Origin of the sequence: Paenibacillus illinoisensis NBRC 15959, assembly GCF_004000925.1 — a bacterium.
GTDB lineage: Bacteria > Bacillota > Bacilli > Paenibacillales > Paenibacillaceae > Paenibacillus > Paenibacillus illinoisensis.
Genome location: NZ_BIME01000020.1, coordinates 1 through 19,873 on the forward strand (window position 1 = coordinate 1; position 19,873 = coordinate 19,873).

Here is a 19,873-nt window from a genome sequence, read left to right on the forward strand (position 1 = left end):
ATTCGAACCCCCGACCGACGGCTTAGAAGGCCGTTGCTCTATCCAGCTGAGCTACTGAGACATAAATTTTTTCAAGCAAAAATGATTTTATCATAAATAATGATGAATATCAAACATTTTATTTAAATAACTTATTCGTATATGATGTTTGGCGGCAGGGAACGTTTTTTTCATTATATTTAAGGTTATGTTAGAATATCAGGAGAACTCAGAAAATAGATCGACATTCGTTTAATATACATCTATTTATGGTTGATTCCGACTGGAGATTGAGGATATAGAGGAGGTGCTCCTATCAAGGAATCCACGACCCCGGAAAACGAGCACAGTAACAATATTGTTCTGTTTCCTAAGACGCTGGACTATTACCAGATTCAATTAACTGTCATGCTTGAAAATGAGCGATATGGGGAAGCCATGAATCTGCTTCGCTTCTTGCTGCAATGTCAGGGACAGGAAGAACGTCATTATGATGAATGGCGGGCTCTACTGGAGTGGCTTGAAGCTGCGTTCCCTCATTATGCGGAAGATTCCTCTATTGCCCCGGATGTACAAGAAGAAGAGGAAATCAGTGAGGAAGATATGGCACGTCAGCACGCCAGGTCCAAGCTGGAGCAGGATCAAGGATATGCGGATAAGCTGCTTCGAACAGTAATGGAAGAACCGCTATCCGAACAAACGATGCTTGCATTGGAGCAGCTGGCCTATCTTGAACTTCCGGAGATCGATGAGGCACTCAGTAGCTGGTTGACCGATAAATCTCTTCATCCACTGTTGCAGTTCCGGGTGTTGCAAACCTTGCGACGTCGCGGTACGCAGGGCTTCATCACGTTCACAAGAGGGGAAGAGCAGGTTGAAGTGGAGATTGATACGGTCCCTCTGCGTCCGGAGGATTTTCCGCTTCAGATCGTGCGCATTCTCGAGCGAGTGGCCGATCAGACGGAAGTTCACGAACCGACACTCTTTTATTTTGCACAGGAACTTTGGATCCAGTTTGTCATGGCGGTGTATGGAACACGAGATTACGATTCCATGCTGGAAGATAATGATTCCATGACAGATATATGGGCAGCAGCACTACATATGACCGTTGCAGACAGCCTGGGAGGCTCCCACGACGAAGAAGATACCCGTTCAATGTATGCTGTAACTGGTGCGATGCGCTTCCGTCTGGAGCAGGCATATCGTTCGATGAAGCAGTTTGTTTCTGCAGGTTTGGGGGGCCAATAAGGGCCGGAAACGTTTACCTCAAACCGCATCAAGGGATTCCCCTTGAAAAAGAATGTAATCTTGTTTATACTAAAATGGTTATTTTGTACGTGATCGCCTACGTGAACATGTGAATTTTGGAGGGGAAAGTATACAATGAAAGCAACTTGGGAAAAGATAGAGAAGAACCTTGGGGTTCTTGAAGTTGAAGTTGGTGCAGATCGTGTAACTGCAGCACTCGACAAAGCTTTTAATAAAGTAGTAAAACAAGCGAACGTGCCTGGATTCCGTAAAGGTAAAGTGCCACGTCCAATTTTCGAAGCTCGTTTCGGTGTAGAAAGCTTGTACCAAGAAGCAATCGACATTTTGCTTCCTGAAGCTTACACAGAAGCAATCGACCAAACGGATATTTTCCCGGTAGATCGCCCGGATGTAGATATCGAACAATTCGCTAAAGGACAAGCATTCAAGTTCAAAGCGAAAGTAACAGTGAAACCTGAAGTTACCCTGGGTGACTACAAAGGAATCGAAGTTGCTGTAGCTAAAGGCGAAGTAACAGATGCAGAAGTAACTGAAGAGCTTGAGCGTCTTCAACAACGTCACGCTGAACTCGTTGTAATCGACGAAGGTTCTGCACAAAACGGTGACGTTGCAGTTATCGACTTCGATGGTTCCGTTGATGGCGTACCATTCGAAGGTGGACAAGCTGAGCGTTATTCCTTGGAACTGGGTTCTAACACATTCATCCCAGGTTTTGAAGAGCAAGTTGTGGGTCTGTCCACAGGCGACTTCAAAGACGTTGAAGTAACTTTCCCAGAGAGCTACCACGCAGCAGAACTTGCTGGCAAACAAGCGGTATTCAAAGTGAAAGTACACGAAATCAAACGCAAACAACTTCCAGAACTGGATGATGAGTTTGCAAAAGATGTCAGCGAATTTGATACCCTGGAAGAGTACAAAGCTGATCTGAAAACACAACTCGAATCCCGCAAAGCAGATGAGTTCAAAGCAGCTCAAGAAAATGCGGTAGTAGAAAAAGTAGCAGAAAATGCTGAAGTGGACATCCCTTCTGCAATGGTTGACAGCGAAGTGCAAAACATGATGCGTGATTTTGACAACCGCCTGCGTAACCAAGGCATGAACCTGGAAATGTTCCTGAGCTTCTCCGGTCAAACACAAGCTGACCTGAGAGGACAAATGCAAGACGATGCTTCCAAACGTGTTCGCAACAACCTGGTTCTTGAAGCTGTAGGTAAAGCGGAAAACATCGAAGTATCTGATGAAGAAGTGAACCAAGAACTCGAAAAAATGGCTGAATCCTACAAGCGTCCTGCTGAAGAGATTCGTGGCATTCTGGAGAGCAATGGTTCCCTCGACAGCCTTCGCGATGAAGTTAAACTGCGCAAAACGATCGATGTTCTCGTTGAGAACAGCAAAGTTGTAGAGCCAGTTGAAGCTCCTGCTGAAGAAGCTGCTGCAGAATCTGACGAAAAATAAGACAAGCTGTAAGGCAACAAGCAGCTGAATAAAGGATAAGGCACGTGAATCATTGCGTGCCTTATTTTTAAATTATGGCATCCATTTTATAGATGATTCAGTAATAATATGGATGGTTATAATGTTGGGAAGGGATATACTGTTTCAAGCTCCTATGTACTTTATGCAAATAAAATAAGGTTAAACGGCATAGGATTCCTTCGATTTGCACATACATAGAAAACATGGTTAAATATGATCAGGCTAAAAAGTAAACTAACTTATGCTTGACACTACTTGTGAAAAATGACATTGTCACAGGAACGTGTTAGAATGAATTTGGGTTTGCTTTACAGGTAGCCTATGTCTAATTACATGTAGAAAAGAGGTTGGTCTCATGAGTCTGGTGCCAATGGTTGTGGAACAAACCAATCGAGGCGAACGGTCTTACGATATATATTCGCGTTTGCTGAAGGATCGCATCATTTTTCTAACCAGTGCGATTGATGACGATGTAGCCAATCTTGTCATAGCACAGCTTTTATTTTTGGCAGCCGACGATCCTGAGAAGGATATCAGCTTGTACATTAATTCACCTGGTGGTTCTGTCACCGCAGGGATGGGTATATACGATACGATGCAATATATCAAGCCGGATGTATCTACCATTTGCGTTGGGATGGCAGCAAGCATGGGTTCGTTGTTGTTAACGGCCGGTGCGCCTGGTAAACGATATGCGCTGACTAACAGCGAAGTGATGATTCACCAACCGCTTGGCGGCGTTCAAGGACAGGCTGCGGATATTAAAATCCACGCCGAATGGATTATCAAAACACGTCAGAAACTGAATCAAATATACGTCGATCGTACAGGTCAGCCCCTTGAGAAAATTGAGCGGGATACGGACCGTGACTTTTTCATGAGTGCGGAAGAAGCCAAAGCGTACGGCATTATTGACCAGGTGCTCAGCAGACCGATCAATTCCTAAAGGGGTGGTTTCATGTTTAAATTTAACGATGAGAAAGGGCAACTGAAATGCTCTTTTTGCGGTAAATCTCAAGAACAGGTGCGCAAGCTGGTCGCTGGACCGGGCGTTTACATTTGTGATGAATGTATCGAACTTTGCACCGAAATCGTTGAGGAAGAGCTCGGTCATGACGAAGAACTGGACCTCAAAGATATACCGAAACCAAAAGAAATCCGCGATATTCTGGATCAATACGTTATTGGGCAGGATCAAGCGAAAAAGTCTTTGTCTGTAGCGGTTTACAATCACTACAAACGGATTAATACACAAAGCAAGATTGAGGACGTTGAACTGCAAAAGAGTAACATTTTGCTTCTTGGACCTACAGGTTCCGGTAAAACGTTGCTTGCACAAACGATGGCCAAAATCCTCAATGTTCCTTTTGCTATTGCTGACGCGACTTCGTTGACTGAAGCCGGTTATGTCGGTGAAGATGTAGAGAACATTCTGCTCAAGCTGATTCAGGCTGCTGACTATGATGTGGAAAAAGCAGAGCGCGGTATCATTTATATCGATGAAATTGACAAAGTAGCCCGCAAATCCGAGAACCCGTCCATTACACGTGACGTATCGGGTGAAGGGGTACAACAAGCATTGCTGAAAATCCTGGAAGGAACGGTTGCTTCTGTACCACCACAAGGTGGCCGTAAGCATCCACATCAGGAATTTATCCAAATTGATACAACAAATATCCTGTTCATTTGTGGTGGTGCCTTTGATGGTCTGGAGCAAATGATCAAACGCCGGATCGGTAAAAAAGTCATTGGCTTCAATACCGTTGCGGAACAAAAAGACCTCAAACCGGGTGAGTACCTGGGTATGGTCCTGCCGGAAGACTTGCTGAAATTCGGTCTGATTCCGGAATTTGTAGGCCGTCTCCCAGTCATCTCCACGTTGGAGCCACTGGATGAAGATACACTGGTACGGATTCTTTCCGAACCAAAAAACGCCCTGACCAAGCAGTATCAAAAATTGCTTGAGCTGGACAATGTGAATCTGGTGTTTGAACCAGGTGCATTGCTCGCGATTGCAAAAGAAGCAATCAAACGTAACACAGGTGCGCGGGGATTGCGCGCCATCATTGAGGGCATCATGCTTGAAATCATGTATGAAGTACCTTCACGTGAAGATGTTACGAACTGTGTGATTACCGAAGAAGTCGTTGAGAAAAGAGTTGTGCCTGAACTTGGCCAATCGAAGGACGATAAGCAGGAAGAAAGTGCCTAACTGAAGGTAGCATTCCTGCTCAGCTCTGAAATATAGACTTGTCAGTTCTCCACTTTGGCAGAAGGCGAATTCATGTCTCTGTCAGGGTGGAGCTTTGACGTTGTGGGGAGAGAAATCACTCATGTATTTAAGACAAGATACACGTCCCGTAAAAGTAGGGAATATAACGATTGGTGGCAGTAATGAAGTCATTATCCAAAGTATGTGTACTACTAAAACGGCAGACGTTGAGGCTACCGTTGCTGAAATTCTGCGATTAGAAGAAGCAGGATGCCAAATAGTACGTGTAACCGTAAATAATGAGGAAGCTGCTGCGGCCATTAAAGAAATCAAGAAACGCATCCACATTCCGCTTGTAGCAGATATTCACTTTAACTATAAACTGGCACTTCTTGCGATAGAGAACGGCATCGATAAAGTCCGGATTAATCCAGGCAACATCGGTAAACGTGCTAAAGTGGAAGAAGTCGTGAAAGCATGTAAGGAACGTGGTATTCCCATTCGGATCGGGGTTAACGCGGGTTCACTGGAAAACCATTTGCTTGAGAAGTACGGGTATCCAACAGCTGATGCTATGGTAGAAAGTGCATTGTATCACATTGGTATTCTGGAAGAACTTGATTTCCATGATATTATCGTTTCACTGAAAGCATCGGACGTACCGATGGCGATTGAAGCGTATTCCAAGGCAGCTCAGATCATTAAATATCCGTTGCACTTGGGAATCACCGAAGCGGGTACGCTGTTCTCGGGTACTATTAAGAGCTCGGCAGGTATGGGTGCACTGCTCTCCATGGGTATTGGTTCAACAATGCGGATCTCGCTCAGCGCAGACCCGGTAGAAGAAATCAAGGTTGCACGCGATCTGCTCAAAACCTTTGGGCTCATTTCCAATGCCGCCACGTTGATTTCTTGCCCGACCTGCGGTCGTCTGGACATTGATCTCTTCTCTATTGCCAACGAGGTGGAAGAGTATATCTCCAAACTAAAGGTGCCGATTAAAGTGTCTGTACTGGGATGTGCGGTGAATGGTCCAGGTGAGGCGAAAGAAGCGGATATCGGGATTGCCGGTGCCCGCGGAGAAGGTCTCTTGTTCCGTCACGGCAAGATGATCCGTAAAGTGCCTGAGGAAATCATGGTAGAGGAATTGAAAAAGGAAATCGATAAAATCGTCGAAACCTATGAAACAACAGGAGTAATTCCAGGACGTTCGCACTGATCGTTTCATATATGCTTAACCAAGAGCCCGTCAGCAATGGCGGGCTCTTGTTGTCTTAACATCCATAAATTCTGCCAGGACCGTTTACCTGTTGGTGAAACGGCTATACTACCATGTATTAGTATGATTCCGTAGGGAACAGTCAGAAGAACAGGAGGATGTTGAGATATGGGTGATTTAGGCATGGTCTTCATGTTGATACAGTTATTTTTTGGTGTGGTGATTGGTTTGTATTTCTGGAATCTGCTTCGGGGCCAGAAAACCAATCGCAGTGCCGTCGAGCGTGAGTCTCGCAAAGAGCTGGAGAAACTGCGTAAGCTGCGTTCCATTTCACTTACGAAACCACTCGCAGAGAAGACGCGTCCAGCTAGTATCAATGATATCGTGGGGCAAAAAGACGGCTTGCGTGCTCTCAAGGCTGCCTTGTGCAGTGCGAATCCGCAGCATGTAATCATTTATGGGCCTCCCGGAGTTGGGAAGACAGCAGCGGCCAGGGTGGTCTTGGAGGAAGCCAAAAAAAATCCATCATCACCGTTTAAGCCAGATGCCAAGTTTACAGAGCTGGATGCGACAACCGCTCGTTTTGACGAACGCGGGATTGCCGATCCCTTAATCGGTTCAGTACATGATCCGATATATCAGGGAGCAGGTGCCATGGGGGTTGCTGGCATTCCTCAACCGAAACCGGGAGCCGTGACCAAAGCCCATGGGGGCATGTTGTTTATCGATGAGATCGGTGAACTGCATTCCATTCAAATGAATAAATTACTCAAAGTGCTGGAAGATCGCAAGGTCTTTTTGGAAAGTGCGTACTATAACTCGGAAGACACGCATACTCCTGCTTATATCCACGATATTTTTCAAAATGGCCTGCCGGCCGATTTCCGTCTTGTCGGAGCGACGACACGTTCGCCTCATGAACTGCCTCCAGCGCTTCGTTCGCGCTGTATGGAAGTATACTTCAGACCCTTATTGCCGGAAGAAATCGGGAAAATTGCTGAGGACGCGGTGCAAAAAATCGGCTTCAGTCCTTGCCCGGATGCCGTTGAAGTGGTCAAGCGATATGCCACGAACGGACGCGAGGCAGTGAATATTATTCAGCTCGCTGCCGGACTGGCACTCACTGAAAAAAGGGAGACCCTTCAGGCCTCGGATGTCGAGTGGGTGGCTGGCAGCAGCCAAATCCAGCCGCGTCCGGATCGCAAGGTGCCTCAGCAGCCACAGGTTGGTTTTGTTAATGGCTTAGCCGTATATGGTCCAAATATGGGCACCATACTTGAGATCGAAGTGTCTGCCGTGCCTGTGCTCAAAGATCAGGGCCGAATCAATATTACGGGCGTGGTGGATGAGGAAGAGATTGGAGGCGGTTCGCGTACACTCCGGAGAAAAAGCATGGCCAAAGGTTCGGTTGAGAATGTGATAACCGTGTTAAAAGCCATGGGACTTCGTCCGAATGACTATGACTTGCATATCAACTTCCCGGGAGGAACACCAATTGACGGTCCATCAGCCGGAATTGCGATGGCCACGGCAATTGTCTCTGCTATTCAGGGACGTCCTGTTGATCATGAGACAGCGATGACTGGGGAGATCAGCATTCATGGCCGGGTGAAGCCGATTGGCGGCGTGCTCGCCAAAGTAGAGGCTGCTTTTCAGGCGGGAGCCAAGACCGTTATTATTCCCGCCGAAAACTGGCAGTCCATTTTTGAGAATCTGGATGGATTACGCGTCATTCCGGTAGATACGGTTCAGGATGTTTTTCGTGAGGTATTTGCCTGGGTGCCTGATTCTCAGCAGGCGGAGCAATCGAAGCACGCAGATGAGCCAGCAGCACCCGCTGCAGAGATTTTCCCTCCAGCATCTGCTTCATTTTTACGTGCTGACCTGACCCGTCCGGGACAGGTTACTGATTCGGGAAGCTGCTAAGCGCTTCCCTTCAATTGGTTTTTTATGTGAACATTTGATAGAATAATGATTGACTACAACCTGAGAGCCATTGGAGGTGCGAAAGCGATGGGACCGAGCAAAGCGAAAGGTCGTCGTTTTCCTTTACTGCCTTTAAGAGGACTTCTCGTCTACCCGAGTATGGTACTGCATCTCGATGTGGGCCGGGAGAAATCGGTCAAGGCTTTAGAAAAAGCGATGGTAGAAGAACATTTGATTCTCCTATGTTCCCAAGCCGAGGTAAACATTGAAGAACCAACACAAGAAGATATTTTCAGAATCGGAACCGTAGCCAAGGTAAGACAAATGCTGAAGCTTCCAAACGGAACGATTCGTGTTCTGGTGGAGGGCTTGGAACGGGCTGAAATCATTGAATATACGGACAACGAGGAATATTACGAAGTGCTGGCACAGGAACTGCCTGAAGAAGAGAACAGCCATCCAGAGACGGATGCCCTGATGCGTACGGTTCTGAACCAGTTCGAAAATTATATTAATCTGTCCAAAAAGGTAACACCCGAGACACTTGCTGCTGTGTCCGATATTGAAGAACCGGGCCGACTGGCTGATGTGATCACGAGTCACCTCTCCCTGAAAATCAAGGATAAACAGGAGATTCTGGAGACCATTGATGTTCGCGAACGTCTGGAGAAGCTTCTCGACATTCTCAATAATGAGCGGGAAGTGCTGGAGCTTGAACGCAAAATCAGCCAGCGCGTGAAGAAGCAGATGGAGAAAACCCAGAAGGAATATTATTTGCGCGAGCAAATGAAGGCGATTCAAAAAGAACTGGGTGAAAAAGAAGGCCGTGCGGGTGAGGTTGAGGAACTCCGTAACCAGATGGAGACGCTGGGCCTGCCGGACAATGTCAAGGAGAAGGTCGAGAAAGAGATTGACCGACTGGAGAAAATGCCTGCCAGCTCCGCTGAGGGCGGGGTCATTCGCAACTATGTGGATTGGCTGCTGGCTCTACCTTGGAGCGAGATGACAGAGGATGATCTGGATATTCAAAAAGCTGAAGATGTGCTGAATGCCGATCATTACGGTCTGGAAAAACCAAAAGAGCGTGTGCTTGAATATTTGGCAGTTCAAAAGCTTGTCAAAAAGCTTAAAGGGCCAATTCTCTGTCTGGTTGGTCCGCCAGGGGTAGGGAAAACGTCACTTGCCCGTTCAATCGCAAGATCGCTGGGCCGGGAGTTTGTAAGAATCTCCCTCGGTGGCGTGCGGGATGAAGCGGAGATTCGTGGACACCGTCGTACGTATGTAGGTGCCATGCCTGGGCGTATCATTCAGGGAATGAAAACAGCAGGCTCACTTAATCCCGTTTTCCTGCTGGACGAGATCGACAAAATGGCATCAGACTTCCGCGGGGATCCATCTGCAGCGCTGCTTGAGGTACTTGATCCTGAACAGAATAGTACGTTTAGCGATCACTTTGTGGAACTGCCTTTTGACTTATCCAACGTCATGTTCGTTACGACCGCCAATACGGTGCACAACATTCCACGTCCGCTGCTTGATCGGATGGAGATGCTCAATATTCCTGGGTATACGGAGATCGAGAAACTGCAGATTGCCAAAAACTATCTGCTGCCGAAGCAGAAGCGTGATCATGGTCTGGAAGAGGAACAGCTGGAGATTGGCGATGACAGCCTGCTCCGTGTCATTCGTGAATATACCCGCGAGTCTGGCGTACGGAATCTGGAACAGCAGATGGCTTCACTATGCCGGAAAGCGGCTAAAAATATCGTATCTGGTGCGGAAGGTCAGATCAATATCACACCGGATGAAATCAAGGACTATCTTGGACCTGGCAAGTTCCGTTACGGCATGGCCGAACTGGAAGACCAGATTGGTACCGTAACCGGGCTTGCATGGACCGAAGTAGGTGGAGATACGCTTGTTATTGAAGTCACGGTTGTGCCTGGAACAGGAAAACTGACATTGACTGGTAAACTGGGTGATGTCATGAAGGAATCTGCTCAGGCAGCATTCAGTTATACCCGGTCCAAAGCGGCCCAGTTAGGCATTCCGGCTGACTTCCATGAGAAGAATGATATCCACATCCATGTACCTGAGGGAGCCATTCCTAAGGATGGACCTTCTGCAGGAATTACGATGGCTACAGCTTTGATTTCTGCATTGACGAACAAACATGTGTCGAAAGACATTGCGATGACGGGTGAGATTACGCTGCGTGGTCGCGTGCTGCCTATCGGCGGTTTGAAGGAAAAATCACTGGCAGCACATCGCGCCGGTTACAAAAAAATATTATTGCCCAAGGATAACGAACGGGACCTGCGAGACATTCCGGACAGCATCAAGGAAGATGTGGAATTTGTCCCAGTAGCCCATATGGATCAGGTGCTGCAGCATGCACTCGTGGAGCAGACAGGAATTCACCTGTAGATCCGGTTAACCAAGGGAGCGTATGAAGAATGAACCGTTCTGCGGAAGCTTCGGCGTCCGCTGGAACGGTTTTTTTGGTATGATAGAACAATGATCCAAGGCATAATACGTTTATTAGCTTCTAATGCAAGAACAAGAGATCCAGAGAGGACAGATATATGATGAAAGTAAACCAATCCGAATTTATTATCAGTGCCGTTAGGCCTGAACAATATCCCGATGATGGCCTGCCGGAGATTGCTTTGGCGGGACGTTCAAACGTGGGCAAATCATCTCTGATTAATCGTTTGATTAACCGCAAAAATTTGGCACGAACAAGTTCGACACCGGGTAAAACGCAGCAGCTGAACTATTATAAAATTAACCAGGATCTATACTTTGTCGATTTTCCGGGTTATGGTTACGCCAAAGTTTCCAAGGAGCAGCGCTTTGCCTGGGGTAAAATGATGGAGAAGTACCTGCTCGGTCGCAAGGAATTGAAGCTTGTCATGCAAATGGTGGACATGAGACATGAACCGTCCAAGGATGACAAGATGATGAATGAATGGCTTCGCCATCACGGATTGCCATTGGTAGTCGTAGCAACCAAAATGGACAAGATTCCAAAGACACGCAGAGCCAAACATATTAAAGTCATCAAGCAAGCGCTCGATCTACGTCCAGGAGACTTGTTTGTACCGTTTTCGTCAGAAGAAGGATTGGGTAAAGAAGAGTTGTGGGACATCATCACCCGCCATGCCCGCATAGATAAATATGCACCAGAAGTAATGGATGCAGAAGGTAATCCAGAAGAGGAAGAAAACACCGAAATTAACGGATGATATAGAGATTGTGCCATGTTAATGCGGAAAAGTGAGTAAGCTGGCTGAATAAAGAAGAATGATCGATTATATCCATATTTTCATGGGATTTTATGAGAATTCACTGTTTTGTTCTGGAGCATATCGGTTTGGCGGTGGTGTATAATGAATGTAGGTGCGTTCATGCCACAGGAACAAAAATACCGGCTTTGCCGGCCTGAAGAATTTTGAGATGACTGCCCATAAGCAGGAAGGCAAAACAATCGGGGAAGAATTGAGGAGATTTGTATGGCTCAGCGGTTAGCCACAGAGTATGTTAATGCCACTTTTAAATTGTCAGAACCCCAGATGCATCAGTTTTTGCGCATATCGGACGATGGCCGGATTCATCACCGGGTTAAGGTGCTTGATAATGGTTGTCAGGAAATTGTGCTTGCAGATGTCAGTGGAGAGGAAGTTCATTTTCCTTTTGACCGTCAGAAAGGGTTTTACATCTGTGAGTTGTCTTGCCGTCTGGTAAACCATCATCTGACCAACGTTGTCCGAAAACTCTTTATGACCTTCAAGGGTGACGGCGTTGTTCATCGGATTTATGAAGAATTCACCATGACGTATGTTTATGCTCAAGGCTCTGTTCGTAAAATTGTAGAACAAAATGGGGAAAATACCCGACTGATTTATGAATACAAAAACACATTGCTTGAATTACAGCGTCAGTTCCAGGCTCGGGATGTTGAGCGTGAAATTAACCGATTATATGCAGAGGTGGACACACTTCTGGATACTAGGATTCATACATCCGTTCCTGAAGAACTTCATCAGATTGATGCGAGACTTGCTCGACACCAAAAACGGCTCTTTGAACTTGAGGCTTAACGAACCTTAAGACGCCCGTTATACGACTTTAAATGCTTGATCCATCCCCTTATTGATTCTGATCACAGGCACTTGCCGGTTCAGGTTCCGAAGGGGATTTTTTGTGAAGGATGCGTTCATTTAGGCTGGCAATAATTTATTTGTTTAACTGTAAAAAAAGGGTTGCATTCCTTTAAAATAGATGTTATTTTTATTCTCGTTGAAAAGAATATAGGAACCAGGATTCACTCAGGACATTATATGTTGCGAGAGGTTTTTCCCTCGGGAAGTGAATGACGTAGGTCCTAGCGGATGAAATTTTCAAACATTTTATTCCTAGGAAGGGGGAACCGAAGGATGGAATATTCAACTTTCGGAAGACACGTTGCTGTTGATGTTTGGGGTGTCGACTTTGATCTACTGAACAGTGCAGAGTATCTGCAAGCCCAACTGGTTGAAGCTGCAGAGGCATGTGGTGCGACAGTAATGTCCGTGCAATCCAAGCAGTTTGAGCCACAAGGAGCGACAGTACTTGTGCTATTGTCAGAGAGCCATCTCTCCATTCATACGTATCCTGAGAGAGGGTTTGCGGCGATTGACTGCTACACTTGTGGTGAAACGGTAGACCCACAGCTGGCCATTGACTACCTGGTATCCGTTTTGAAACCGGAGAAAACGTACGCTAAGAAATTGGTGCGTGGATTGGGTGAACTGCAGGTCGTAACACCGACAATGCAACCCATCGAACTGGTCTAATTGATGTAGATAAACATGAGTAATGTTCACATATTGGGAAGGAAGCAATGATCCCGAATTATAGATAGTCATGGAATTATTCCATGACTATTTGTTTTAATATTCGAAGAAATGGATTTAAACGAATAACGGAGAAGATTGGTGAGACACTACAATAAATGACAATGCATAGGATAATCTACATGGGGATTTCATAAACATTTCATAAAAATGGCCCGGTCGCGGTCATGATGTGTGATATAATTAACCATGTCAAGCATAAATGGATGGAGATATGTAGAAAACACTTTGATTGGAAATTTATTAGGCAGGTGAACTTGCAATGCACATCGTTGTAGTTGGTTTGAATTATCGCACGGCGCCTGTAGAGGTTAGGGAACGATTCACATTTGCAGAAAAAGACTTGTCTGAAGCGCTGCAGCAGCTCAAGCTGACCAAGAGTGTATTGGAAGGTGTAATCGTAGCCACATGTAACCGTACCGAGTTGTATGTTGTGGTAGACCGTCTTCACATGTGTGGTTATTTTATTCGTACGTTTATGGAACAGTGGTTTAATGTTCCGCGGGAAGAATTTACGCAACACTTATATATATATGAAGATGATCAAGCCATTCGCCATTTGTTCCGTGTCATTTGCGGGCTGGATTCCATGGTGATTGGTGAAACACAGATTCTTGGACAGGTGAAGCAGGCCTTTTTCACTGCCCAGGAAGAGAAATCGACAGGCACCTGGTTTAACATGTTGTTCAAACAGGCGGTAACTCTGGGCAAGAGAGCACATTCGGAGACTTCCATTGGAGAAAGTGCAGTCTCGGTCAGTTACGCAGCTGTTGAACTGGGGAAACGTATTTTTGGCATGTTTACGGACAAGAAGGTACTTATTCTTGGAGCAGGCAAAATGAGTGAGTTGACAGTCAAGCATCTGTACGCCAATGGAGCCTCAGAGGTCATTGTAGCGAACAGAACTCTTGCAAGGGCTCAGGAGCTGGCTGCCAAGTTCAGGGGAACCCCTTGTACGATGGAGCACGCTTTGGAGAGACTGAATGAGGTTGATATTGTCATCAGTTCGACAGGTGCAGAGCGATATGTTCTGGATGCTTCCGTTGTTCGTGAGAGCATGAAGCGCCGTCAATCACGTCCATTATTCCTGATCGATATTGCGGTTCCTCGGGATATTGATCCGGCCATCGGAGAGTTATCCAACGTATTCCTTTATGATATTGATGATCTGGAAGGGATCGTGGAGAGCAATCTGGAGATGCGCAAGGTGGAAGCGGCCAAAATCGAAAAAATGATTGAACTGGAGATGGAAGACTACTATCACTGGCTCAAAACATTAGGCGTTCGCCCGGTGATTCGGGCATTGCAGGAGAAAGGAGCTTCCATTCATGAAGATACGATGGAGAGTCTCTTTAATAAACTGCCTGAGCTGGACGAACATCAGCGTAAGGTGATCCGTCGTTTAACCAAAAGCATCGTGAATCAAATGACGACAGATCCAATCAACCGGATTAAGGAAATGGCTGGCGGCAAGCATGGAGATGAAGCACTACGCATGTTCACCCAAATTTTTGCCTTGGAGGATGCAGTGGAGACGGCCGCAGAAAAAGTAAACCAAAGCGATGCCTCGGCCTTGGGTAAACCGGCCGCCGTTCATCTTAAAGACAACCGGCAAGACGCAATGCCGGCTTATGCTCCGGCAAGTGTATAAGGGCGGGTGAACAGCTTGACCCTTTCTGAACAAATCTATGAAGCTCTGATCTATATGTATGCCCTGAGCCTTCTGTTCTATTTCTCGGACTGCATTCGACGGAATGCGGGGGCGAAGCGAACGGGCACAGGGTTTCTTGTTGTTGTCTGGCTGCTTCAGGTCGTTCATGTGATTTTGCGAATGTGGACCGAGGGCCATTTTCCGATCTATACAACGTTCGATTTTCTGTTTATCTTTTCGTTTAGTATCGTATTGATGTCCCTGGGGATGATACGTGTCCAGCGTTCGGAATTTGTCATCCTCCTATTGAATATCGTGGGCTTCTCAGTTACCGTACTGAATCGATTGTGGTTTACAGCTGGGGAGATCTCGCTGCATAACTGGCAGACCGTTCACGGGCTGCTGATCATGCACATTACGCTGGCAAATCTGGGCTTTGCAGCCCTCACGGTAGCTGCGGTCTTCGCCATGTTGTATCTGTTCCTGCACCGTAAATTGAAAAACAAAAAATGGAATGATACGATGCGGCGGATGCCGAGTCTTGAAGTCATTGGCAAATACATGGATGGCGCAACATTGATCGGAACACCGTTACTTGGCGTCTCCGTGGTGCTGGCCGTATTATCCATTGTCGCTGAGACCAGGTGGTATCTGCTTTTGGATCTGAAAGTCATTGCAACAGGTCTCGCTATCGCGATCTATATCGGTTATTTTGTTTCTAAGCAGAGAAAGCAGTTTTCCAACATCATCATGGCAAGATGGACATTGATTGGATATGGTTTTGTCATTATGAGCTTTTTATCCAATGCGTATTCAGCGTTTCATCGTTGGACAGGAGAGTGAGGACTATGGATCGCTATACGCCGTTATATGTAAATACTTCAGGCAAAACCTGCTGCGTTATTGGGGGCGGACGTGTTGCCGAACGTAAGATCAAAGGTTTGCTTCACGCCGAAGCGCATATTAAGGTGTTTAGTCCGGAAATCACATCGGAGCTGAAACAACTGCATCAGGATTCCCGAATTGAGTGGATAGCCCGGTCCTACCGCAAAGGTGATTTGCGGGGGGCCTTTCTCGTATATGCAGCAACGGATCACGTTGAAGTCAACGCACAGGTAGTACAGGAAGCTAACGATGCGGGCATACTGGTGAATGATGCGATGTCTTCCGAGAACAGTGCGTTCATCACCCCCAGTGTGGTCAGGCGTGGAAGATTGAGCATTGCCATCTCAACGGCTGGAGCAGGACCGGCAGCTGCTGCAGAGATTCGGTCTACACTGGAGCAGCAATTTGGAGAAGAATACGAGACGTATATTGAATTTCTGCATCAGATGAGGATTCAAGTGAAGTCACGTGTGTCGTCTCCGCGTGTGCGAAGCGTTTTACTGCGGCGATTGACTGAAATGAATGTGCTGGAGGATATCCGTGCAGGGCAATTTCGGTGGTGGACAGAAGAAGAAATCGGGAACTGGATATCCCGTAATCAGGAGGAGCTGTAGACATGCGTACAATTAAAGTGGGAAGCAGACAAAGCGCACTGGCTTTGACACAGACAGGCCATGTAATTCAGGATTTACGCAGCATTTGTGAGCGGGAAGGTTTAGCATTTGACTTTGAAGTACATAAGATCGTTACGAAGGGAGACTTGATTCTCGATGTAACGCTGTCCAAAGTCGGTGGCAAAGGGCTGTTTGTCAAAGAGATCGAACAGGCCATGTTGGATCGAACCATTGATATGGCTGTGCACAGCATGAAGGATATGCCGTCCGAACTGCCGGAAGGATTAATCAACGGCGCTGTTCCGCGCCGTGCTGACCCGCGTGATGCATTGATTTCCAATGGGGGGTTATCTCTGGATCAATTGCCGGAAGGGGCGAGAGTGGGGACAAGCAGTCTCCGTCGTTCCAGTCAGTTAAAGGCATACCGCCCGGATCTGCAGCTCGAATCCCTGCGTGGTAACATTGACTCACGTCTTCGCAAGCTGGAGACGGAGGGTCTCGATGCTATTATTTTAGCTGCTGCAGGATTGTATCGAATGGGCTGGCAGGATCGGATTACCGAGTATCTGTCCGAAGAGGCTTGCCTTCCTGCCGTTGGCCAGGGTGCACTGGGAATTGAATGCCGTGAGGATGACGCGGAGCTGCTTCATCTGTTGAAGCTGTATAACGATCCGGAGACCGCTTCTCCTGTTATGGCAGAACGTAAATTCCTCAGTGTATTGAATGGGGGATGTCAGGTGCCTATCGGTGCTCATGCCGTCTGGAATCGTCAGCAAGATACAGATTCCCCGAATGGGCAAAACACGTTACAATTAACGGGTATGGTTGGTACGCCGGATGGCGGACTGATTCTTAAAGAAGCTCTGACCGGAACAGATCCGGTACGTCTTGGAGAAGAAGTAGCGTGGAGATTGATTGAACGGGGAGCAGAGCAGATACTGGCAGAAGTTAGGGGATGAGGACATGGTGGGAAAGGTCTTTTTGGTAGGAGCAGGTCCAGGGGATGCTAAGCTGATAACGGTAAAAGGATGGGAGTCTATCGGCAAAGCAGATGCTGTAGTCTATGATCGTTTGGCCAGTCCGAGATTGTTAAAACAGATGAAGCCTGGCGCAGTGAAGATTTACGTAGGCAAGCGGCCTGACCGTCACACGATGAAACAGGAAGAGATTAATCAGCTGCTCGTCGATCTGGCCCTTGAAGGGAAAGTGGTTGTTCGGCTGAAAGGCGGAGATCCAACGATATTTGGACGCGTCGGCGAAGAGGCAGACCTGCTGCGCAAAAACGGCATTCCTTTTGAAATCGTGCCTGGGGTTACCGCAGCCATAAGTGTACCTGCTTATGCCGGAATACCGGTGACCCACCGCGATTATGCATCATCCATTTCCATTATTACAGGGCATGAAAGCCCGGACAAGCTGGATCGCAGCATTCATTGGGATAAAGTAACGAACGCAACGGGAACACTGGTATTTATGATGGGTGTAGCCAAGATCGGCTATATCAGTGAACAGCTCATCCGTCATGGCCGTCCGGCACAGACACCAGTCGCACTGGTTCGTTGGGGAACAAGAGCTGAGCAGGATACCCTTGTGGGTACGCTTGAAAATATAGAAGCCAAGGTCATTGCAGCCAACTTCCAACCGCCTGCAGTCATTGTTGTGGGGGAAGTGGTGAACCAACGTGAGCAATTGAAATGGGCTGAGGTACTACCGTTGTTCGGCAAACGAATTCTGGTGACGCGCGCTCGCAGTCAGGCGAGTGAACTGGTGAACCGCATCGAGGAACTTGGTGGTGAACCGTATGAGTTTCCAGTTATCGAAACCGTTATGCCTTCGAGTGAAACAGCAAAACAAAGTGTCAAGGATGCCTTCGGTGCGTTAAATACATTTGATTGGGTATTTTTCACGAGCGTAAACGGTGTGGAATTTTTCTTCCGTCATCTGGAAGAGCAAGGCAAGGATATCCGGGCCATGCATCAAGCAAGAGTTGCTGCGGTTGGACCTTCAACTGCCGAGGCCTTGCGCAAGCACGGCATTGTTGCTGAAGTGGTCAAAGGGCCTTTTCAGCAGGAAGGTATGCTGGAAGCTTTTGAGAGTGAACTGAAAAAAGGTCAGAAAGTGCTGCTTCCCCACGGTGATCTGGCACGATCCTGGTTGCCTGACCAGTTGAAGGAACGTGGACTTGAGGTCACGGAAGCGATCATCTATGACACCGTACTCGCGGGTGAGGATGATGATGAACTTCTGAAGCTGCTGGAAGAAGGCGGTATTCACGCGGTAACGTTCACGAGCTCTTCAACCGTTACGAACTTCATGGAGATGCTTAAACGGATGGGACTCCAAGATCCATTACCGTTGTTAAAGAATGTCGAGGTTGCTTGCATCGGGCCAGTGACTGCCAAAACGGCAGAAGCAGCTGGCTTGAAGGTAACGCTGATGGCCGCAGAAGCAACGATCGAAAGTATGATCTCTGCGCTGATTGAGTGGAAAAGGACGCCTTCTCCAGAAGGGGCAGTGCCTCGTTGATTTAGGAATTGTATCGCTATTGTAATAGATCGTATCCATATACCAAAATGCAGATTGATGAAGCGTGCTGAATTCGTTAGGATACCGGCGCGCTTCCCTTTTTGCTCTACTTTACTCTAAGAGAGGATGTATCTATATGAGTTTTCCAATTGTACGACACCGTCGCTTACGTCAATCCACAGGCATCCGCAATATGGTCAGAGAGACTCATCTGACCGTGGATGATTTTATCCAGCCCATCTATGTAACTTACGGTGAAAACGTAAAATCCGAGATCAAATCGATGCCAGGCGTATTCCGTTTTTCTCTTGACCGTCTGCAGGAAGAGGTAAAAGAGATTGCCCATCTAGGAATTCCGGCCGTGTTGTTGTTCGGTATTCCTGAGACAAAGGATAGTATTGGTTCTTCTGGTTTCGCTGAAGATGGTATTGTGCAGGAAGCAACGAAATTGATTAAGTCCTGGTATCCCGACCTGCTGGTTGTGGCAGATACCTGCCTGTGTGAATTTACGGATCATGGGCACTGCGGCATGGTGCATACTGTGGAAGTTGACGGACATATCTGCGGAGATGTTCTGAATGATGAATCACTGGATCTGCTTGTAAAAACAGCTGTATCCCAAGCCAAAGCAGGCGCGGATATTATTGCCCCATCCAATATGATGGACGGATTCGTCCAGGCCATTCGGGCAGGACTGGATGAGAATGGATTCAGCCATATTCCAATCATGTCATACTCCGTTAAATATGCATCTGCTTTTTATGGTCCCTTCCGTGAAGCAGCGGATTCCACACCACAGTTTGGGGATCGCAAATCATATCAGATGGACCCGGCCAATGCCCGCGAGGCACTGCGAGAAGCCGAAACGGATGTGCTTGAAGGAGCAGACATGCTGATGGTGAAACCGTCACTCTCCTATCTGGACGTGATGCGTACAATCAAGGATCAATTTGACCTCCCGCTTGTGGCCTATAATGTAAGTGGTGAGTATGCCATGGTGAAGGCTGCAGCAATGCAGGGTTGGATTGATGAGAAAAAGGTCGCCATGGAAATTCTGCTTAGCATGAAACGCGCGGGTGCGGATATGATCATTACGTATTACGGAAAAGATGCCTCCCGCTGGTTGGCTGAGAAGTAATAGTTCTTTGTGATCGCACGTTTGCTAAGAGAGTCGTTATAAAATGATCAACATATAGCAAGGCCCTGCACGACCCT

General features: G+C 47.1%; 16 protein-coding genes. All 16 read left to right on the plus strand.

Annotation, left to right across the window (positions count from 1 at the left end; all coding sequences use genetic code 11):
- Positions 1–387 precede the first annotated feature (387 nt).
- The 16 genes from PIL01S_RS28195 to hemB all read left to right on the plus strand — a co-directional run bounded on the left by PIL01S_RS28195 (position 388) and on the right by hemB (position 19,796).
- Positions 388–1,230, plus strand: a complete 843-nt coding sequence (locus PIL01S_RS28195) for a hypothetical protein (protein WP_127541051.1) — start codon at positions 388–390, stop codon at positions 1,228–1,230.
- A gap of 135 nt (positions 1,231–1,365) precedes the next feature.
- Positions 1,366–2,706, plus strand: coding sequence for a trigger factor (tig, locus tag PIL01S_RS28200; protein WP_127541053.1), 1,341 nt, complete (start codon positions 1,366–1,368; stop codon positions 2,704–2,706).
- 376 nt (positions 2,707–3,082) lie between these two features.
- Positions 3,083–3,673, plus strand: coding sequence for an ATP-dependent Clp endopeptidase proteolytic subunit ClpP (gene clpP, locus PIL01S_RS28205; protein ID WP_091001992.1), 591 nt, complete (start codon positions 3,083–3,085; stop codon positions 3,671–3,673).
- Between the two features lie 12 nt (positions 3,674–3,685).
- Positions 3,686–4,939, plus strand: a complete 1,254-nt coding sequence (gene clpX, locus PIL01S_RS28210; protein ID WP_095293292.1) for an ATP-dependent protease ATP-binding subunit ClpX — start codon at positions 3,686–3,688, stop codon at positions 4,937–4,939.
- Positions 4,940–5,060: 121 nt separating this feature from the next.
- On the plus strand, positions 5,061–6,158 hold the full coding sequence (ispG, locus tag PIL01S_RS28215; protein ID WP_095293293.1) for a flavodoxin-dependent (E)-4-hydroxy-3-methylbut-2-enyl-diphosphate synthase: 1,098 nt from the start codon (positions 5,061–5,063) through the stop codon (positions 6,156–6,158).
- Positions 6,159–6,326: 168 nt separating this feature from the next.
- Positions 6,327–8,084 carry an ATP-dependent protease LonB gene (gene lonB / locus PIL01S_RS28220; protein WP_127541055.1) on the plus strand — a complete coding sequence of 586 codons (1,758 nt, stop codon included), beginning with the start codon at positions 6,327–6,329 and terminating at the stop codon, positions 8,082–8,084.
- Positions 8,085–8,171: 87 nt separating this feature from the next.
- Complete coding sequence (lon, locus tag PIL01S_RS28225; protein ID WP_127541057.1) at positions 8,172–10,511, plus strand: endopeptidase La; 2,340 nt, start codon at positions 8,172–8,174, stop codon at positions 10,509–10,511.
- A gap of 161 nt (positions 10,512–10,672) precedes the next feature.
- Positions 10,673–11,332 carry a ribosome biogenesis GTP-binding protein YihA/YsxC gene (gene yihA / locus PIL01S_RS28230; protein ID WP_127541107.1) on the plus strand — a complete coding sequence of 220 codons (660 nt, stop codon included), beginning with the start codon at positions 10,673–10,675 and terminating at the stop codon, positions 11,330–11,332.
- A gap of 267 nt (positions 11,333–11,599) precedes the next feature.
- Complete coding sequence (locus tag PIL01S_RS28235) at positions 11,600–12,187, plus strand: non-ribosomal peptide synthetase module (protein ID WP_127541059.1); 588 nt, start codon at positions 11,600–11,602, stop codon at positions 12,185–12,187.
- Positions 12,188–12,523: 336 nt separating this feature from the next.
- Positions 12,524–12,922: an adenosylmethionine decarboxylase gene (gene speD, locus PIL01S_RS28240; protein ID WP_095293297.1), complete on the plus strand. Its 399-nt coding sequence runs from the start codon at positions 12,524–12,526 to the stop codon at positions 12,920–12,922.
- Between the two features lie 322 nt (positions 12,923–13,244).
- Positions 13,245–14,633: a glutamyl-tRNA reductase gene (gene hemA, locus PIL01S_RS28245; RefSeq protein ID WP_127541061.1), complete on the plus strand. Its 1,389-nt coding sequence runs from the start codon at positions 13,245–13,247 to the stop codon at positions 14,631–14,633.
- A 15-nt stretch (positions 14,634–14,648) separates the two neighbouring features.
- Complete coding sequence (gene ccsA, locus PIL01S_RS28250) at positions 14,649–15,476, plus strand: cytochrome c biogenesis protein CcsA (protein WP_371860025.1); 828 nt, start codon at positions 14,649–14,651, stop codon at positions 15,474–15,476.
- A gap of 5 nt (positions 15,477–15,481) precedes the next feature.
- The gene (locus tag PIL01S_RS28255) at positions 15,482–16,132 is read left to right on the plus strand and encodes a precorrin-2 dehydrogenase/sirohydrochlorin ferrochelatase family protein (RefSeq protein ID WP_127541064.1); all 651 of its coding nucleotides are present in this window, start codon (positions 15,482–15,484) and stop codon (positions 16,130–16,132) included.
- A 2-nt stretch (positions 16,133–16,134) separates the two neighbouring features.
- Positions 16,135–17,091, plus strand: a complete 957-nt coding sequence (hemC, locus tag PIL01S_RS28260; RefSeq protein WP_095293300.1) for a hydroxymethylbilane synthase — start codon at positions 16,135–16,137, stop codon at positions 17,089–17,091.
- Positions 17,092–17,095: 4 nt separating this feature from the next.
- Complete coding sequence (gene cobA, locus PIL01S_RS28265) at positions 17,096–18,658, plus strand: uroporphyrinogen-III C-methyltransferase (RefSeq protein WP_127541066.1); 1,563 nt, start codon at positions 17,096–17,098, stop codon at positions 18,656–18,658.
- A 136-nt stretch (positions 18,659–18,794) separates the two neighbouring features.
- On the plus strand, positions 18,795–19,796 hold the full coding sequence (hemB, locus tag PIL01S_RS28270; RefSeq protein ID WP_127541068.1) for a porphobilinogen synthase: 1,002 nt from the start codon (positions 18,795–18,797) through the stop codon (positions 19,794–19,796).
- Positions 19,797–19,873 lie beyond the last annotated feature (77 nt).

What these genes read in the sequence shown, in the direction of transcription:
- PIL01S_RS28255 (WP_127541064.1), top strand. Translation starts at nt 15,482, where the DNA reads ATGGATCGCTATACGCCGTTATATGTAAATACTTCAGGCAAAACCTGC.
- PIL01S_RS28235 (WP_127541059.1), top strand. Translation starts at nt 11,600, where the DNA reads ATGGCTCAGCGGTTAGCCACAGAGTATGTTAATGCCACTTTTAAATTG.
- hemB (WP_127541068.1), top strand. Translation starts at nt 18,795, where the DNA reads ATGAGTTTTCCAATTGTACGACACCGTCGCTTACGTCAATCCACAGGC.
- tig (WP_127541053.1), top strand. Translation starts at nt 1,366, where the DNA reads ATGAAAGCAACTTGGGAAAAGATAGAGAAGAACCTTGGGGTTCTTGAA.
- PIL01S_RS28195 (WP_127541051.1), top strand. Translation starts at nt 388, where the DNA reads ATGCTTGAAAATGAGCGATATGGGGAAGCCATGAATCTGCTTCGCTTC.
- ispG (WP_095293293.1), top strand. Translation starts at nt 5,061, where the DNA reads ATGTATTTAAGACAAGATACACGTCCCGTAAAAGTAGGGAATATAACG.
- hemA (WP_127541061.1), top strand. Translation starts at nt 13,245, where the DNA reads ATGCACATCGTTGTAGTTGGTTTGAATTATCGCACGGCGCCTGTAGAG.
- lonB (WP_127541055.1), top strand. Translation starts at nt 6,327, where the DNA reads ATGGGTGATTTAGGCATGGTCTTCATGTTGATACAGTTATTTTTTGGT.
- yihA (WP_127541107.1), top strand. Translation starts at nt 10,673, where the DNA reads ATGAAAGTAAACCAATCCGAATTTATTATCAGTGCCGTTAGGCCTGAA.
- clpX (WP_095293292.1), top strand. Translation starts at nt 3,686, where the DNA reads ATGTTTAAATTTAACGATGAGAAAGGGCAACTGAAATGCTCTTTTTGC.
- cobA (WP_127541066.1), top strand. Translation starts at nt 17,096, where the DNA reads ATGGTGGGAAAGGTCTTTTTGGTAGGAGCAGGTCCAGGGGATGCTAAG.
- clpP (WP_091001992.1), top strand. Translation starts at nt 3,083, where the DNA reads ATGAGTCTGGTGCCAATGGTTGTGGAACAAACCAATCGAGGCGAACGG.
- speD (WP_095293297.1), top strand. Translation starts at nt 12,524, where the DNA reads ATGGAATATTCAACTTTCGGAAGACACGTTGCTGTTGATGTTTGGGGT.
- hemC (WP_095293300.1), top strand. Translation starts at nt 16,135, where the DNA reads ATGCGTACAATTAAAGTGGGAAGCAGACAAAGCGCACTGGCTTTGACA.
- lon (WP_127541057.1), top strand. Translation starts at nt 8,172, where the DNA reads ATGGGACCGAGCAAAGCGAAAGGTCGTCGTTTTCCTTTACTGCCTTTA.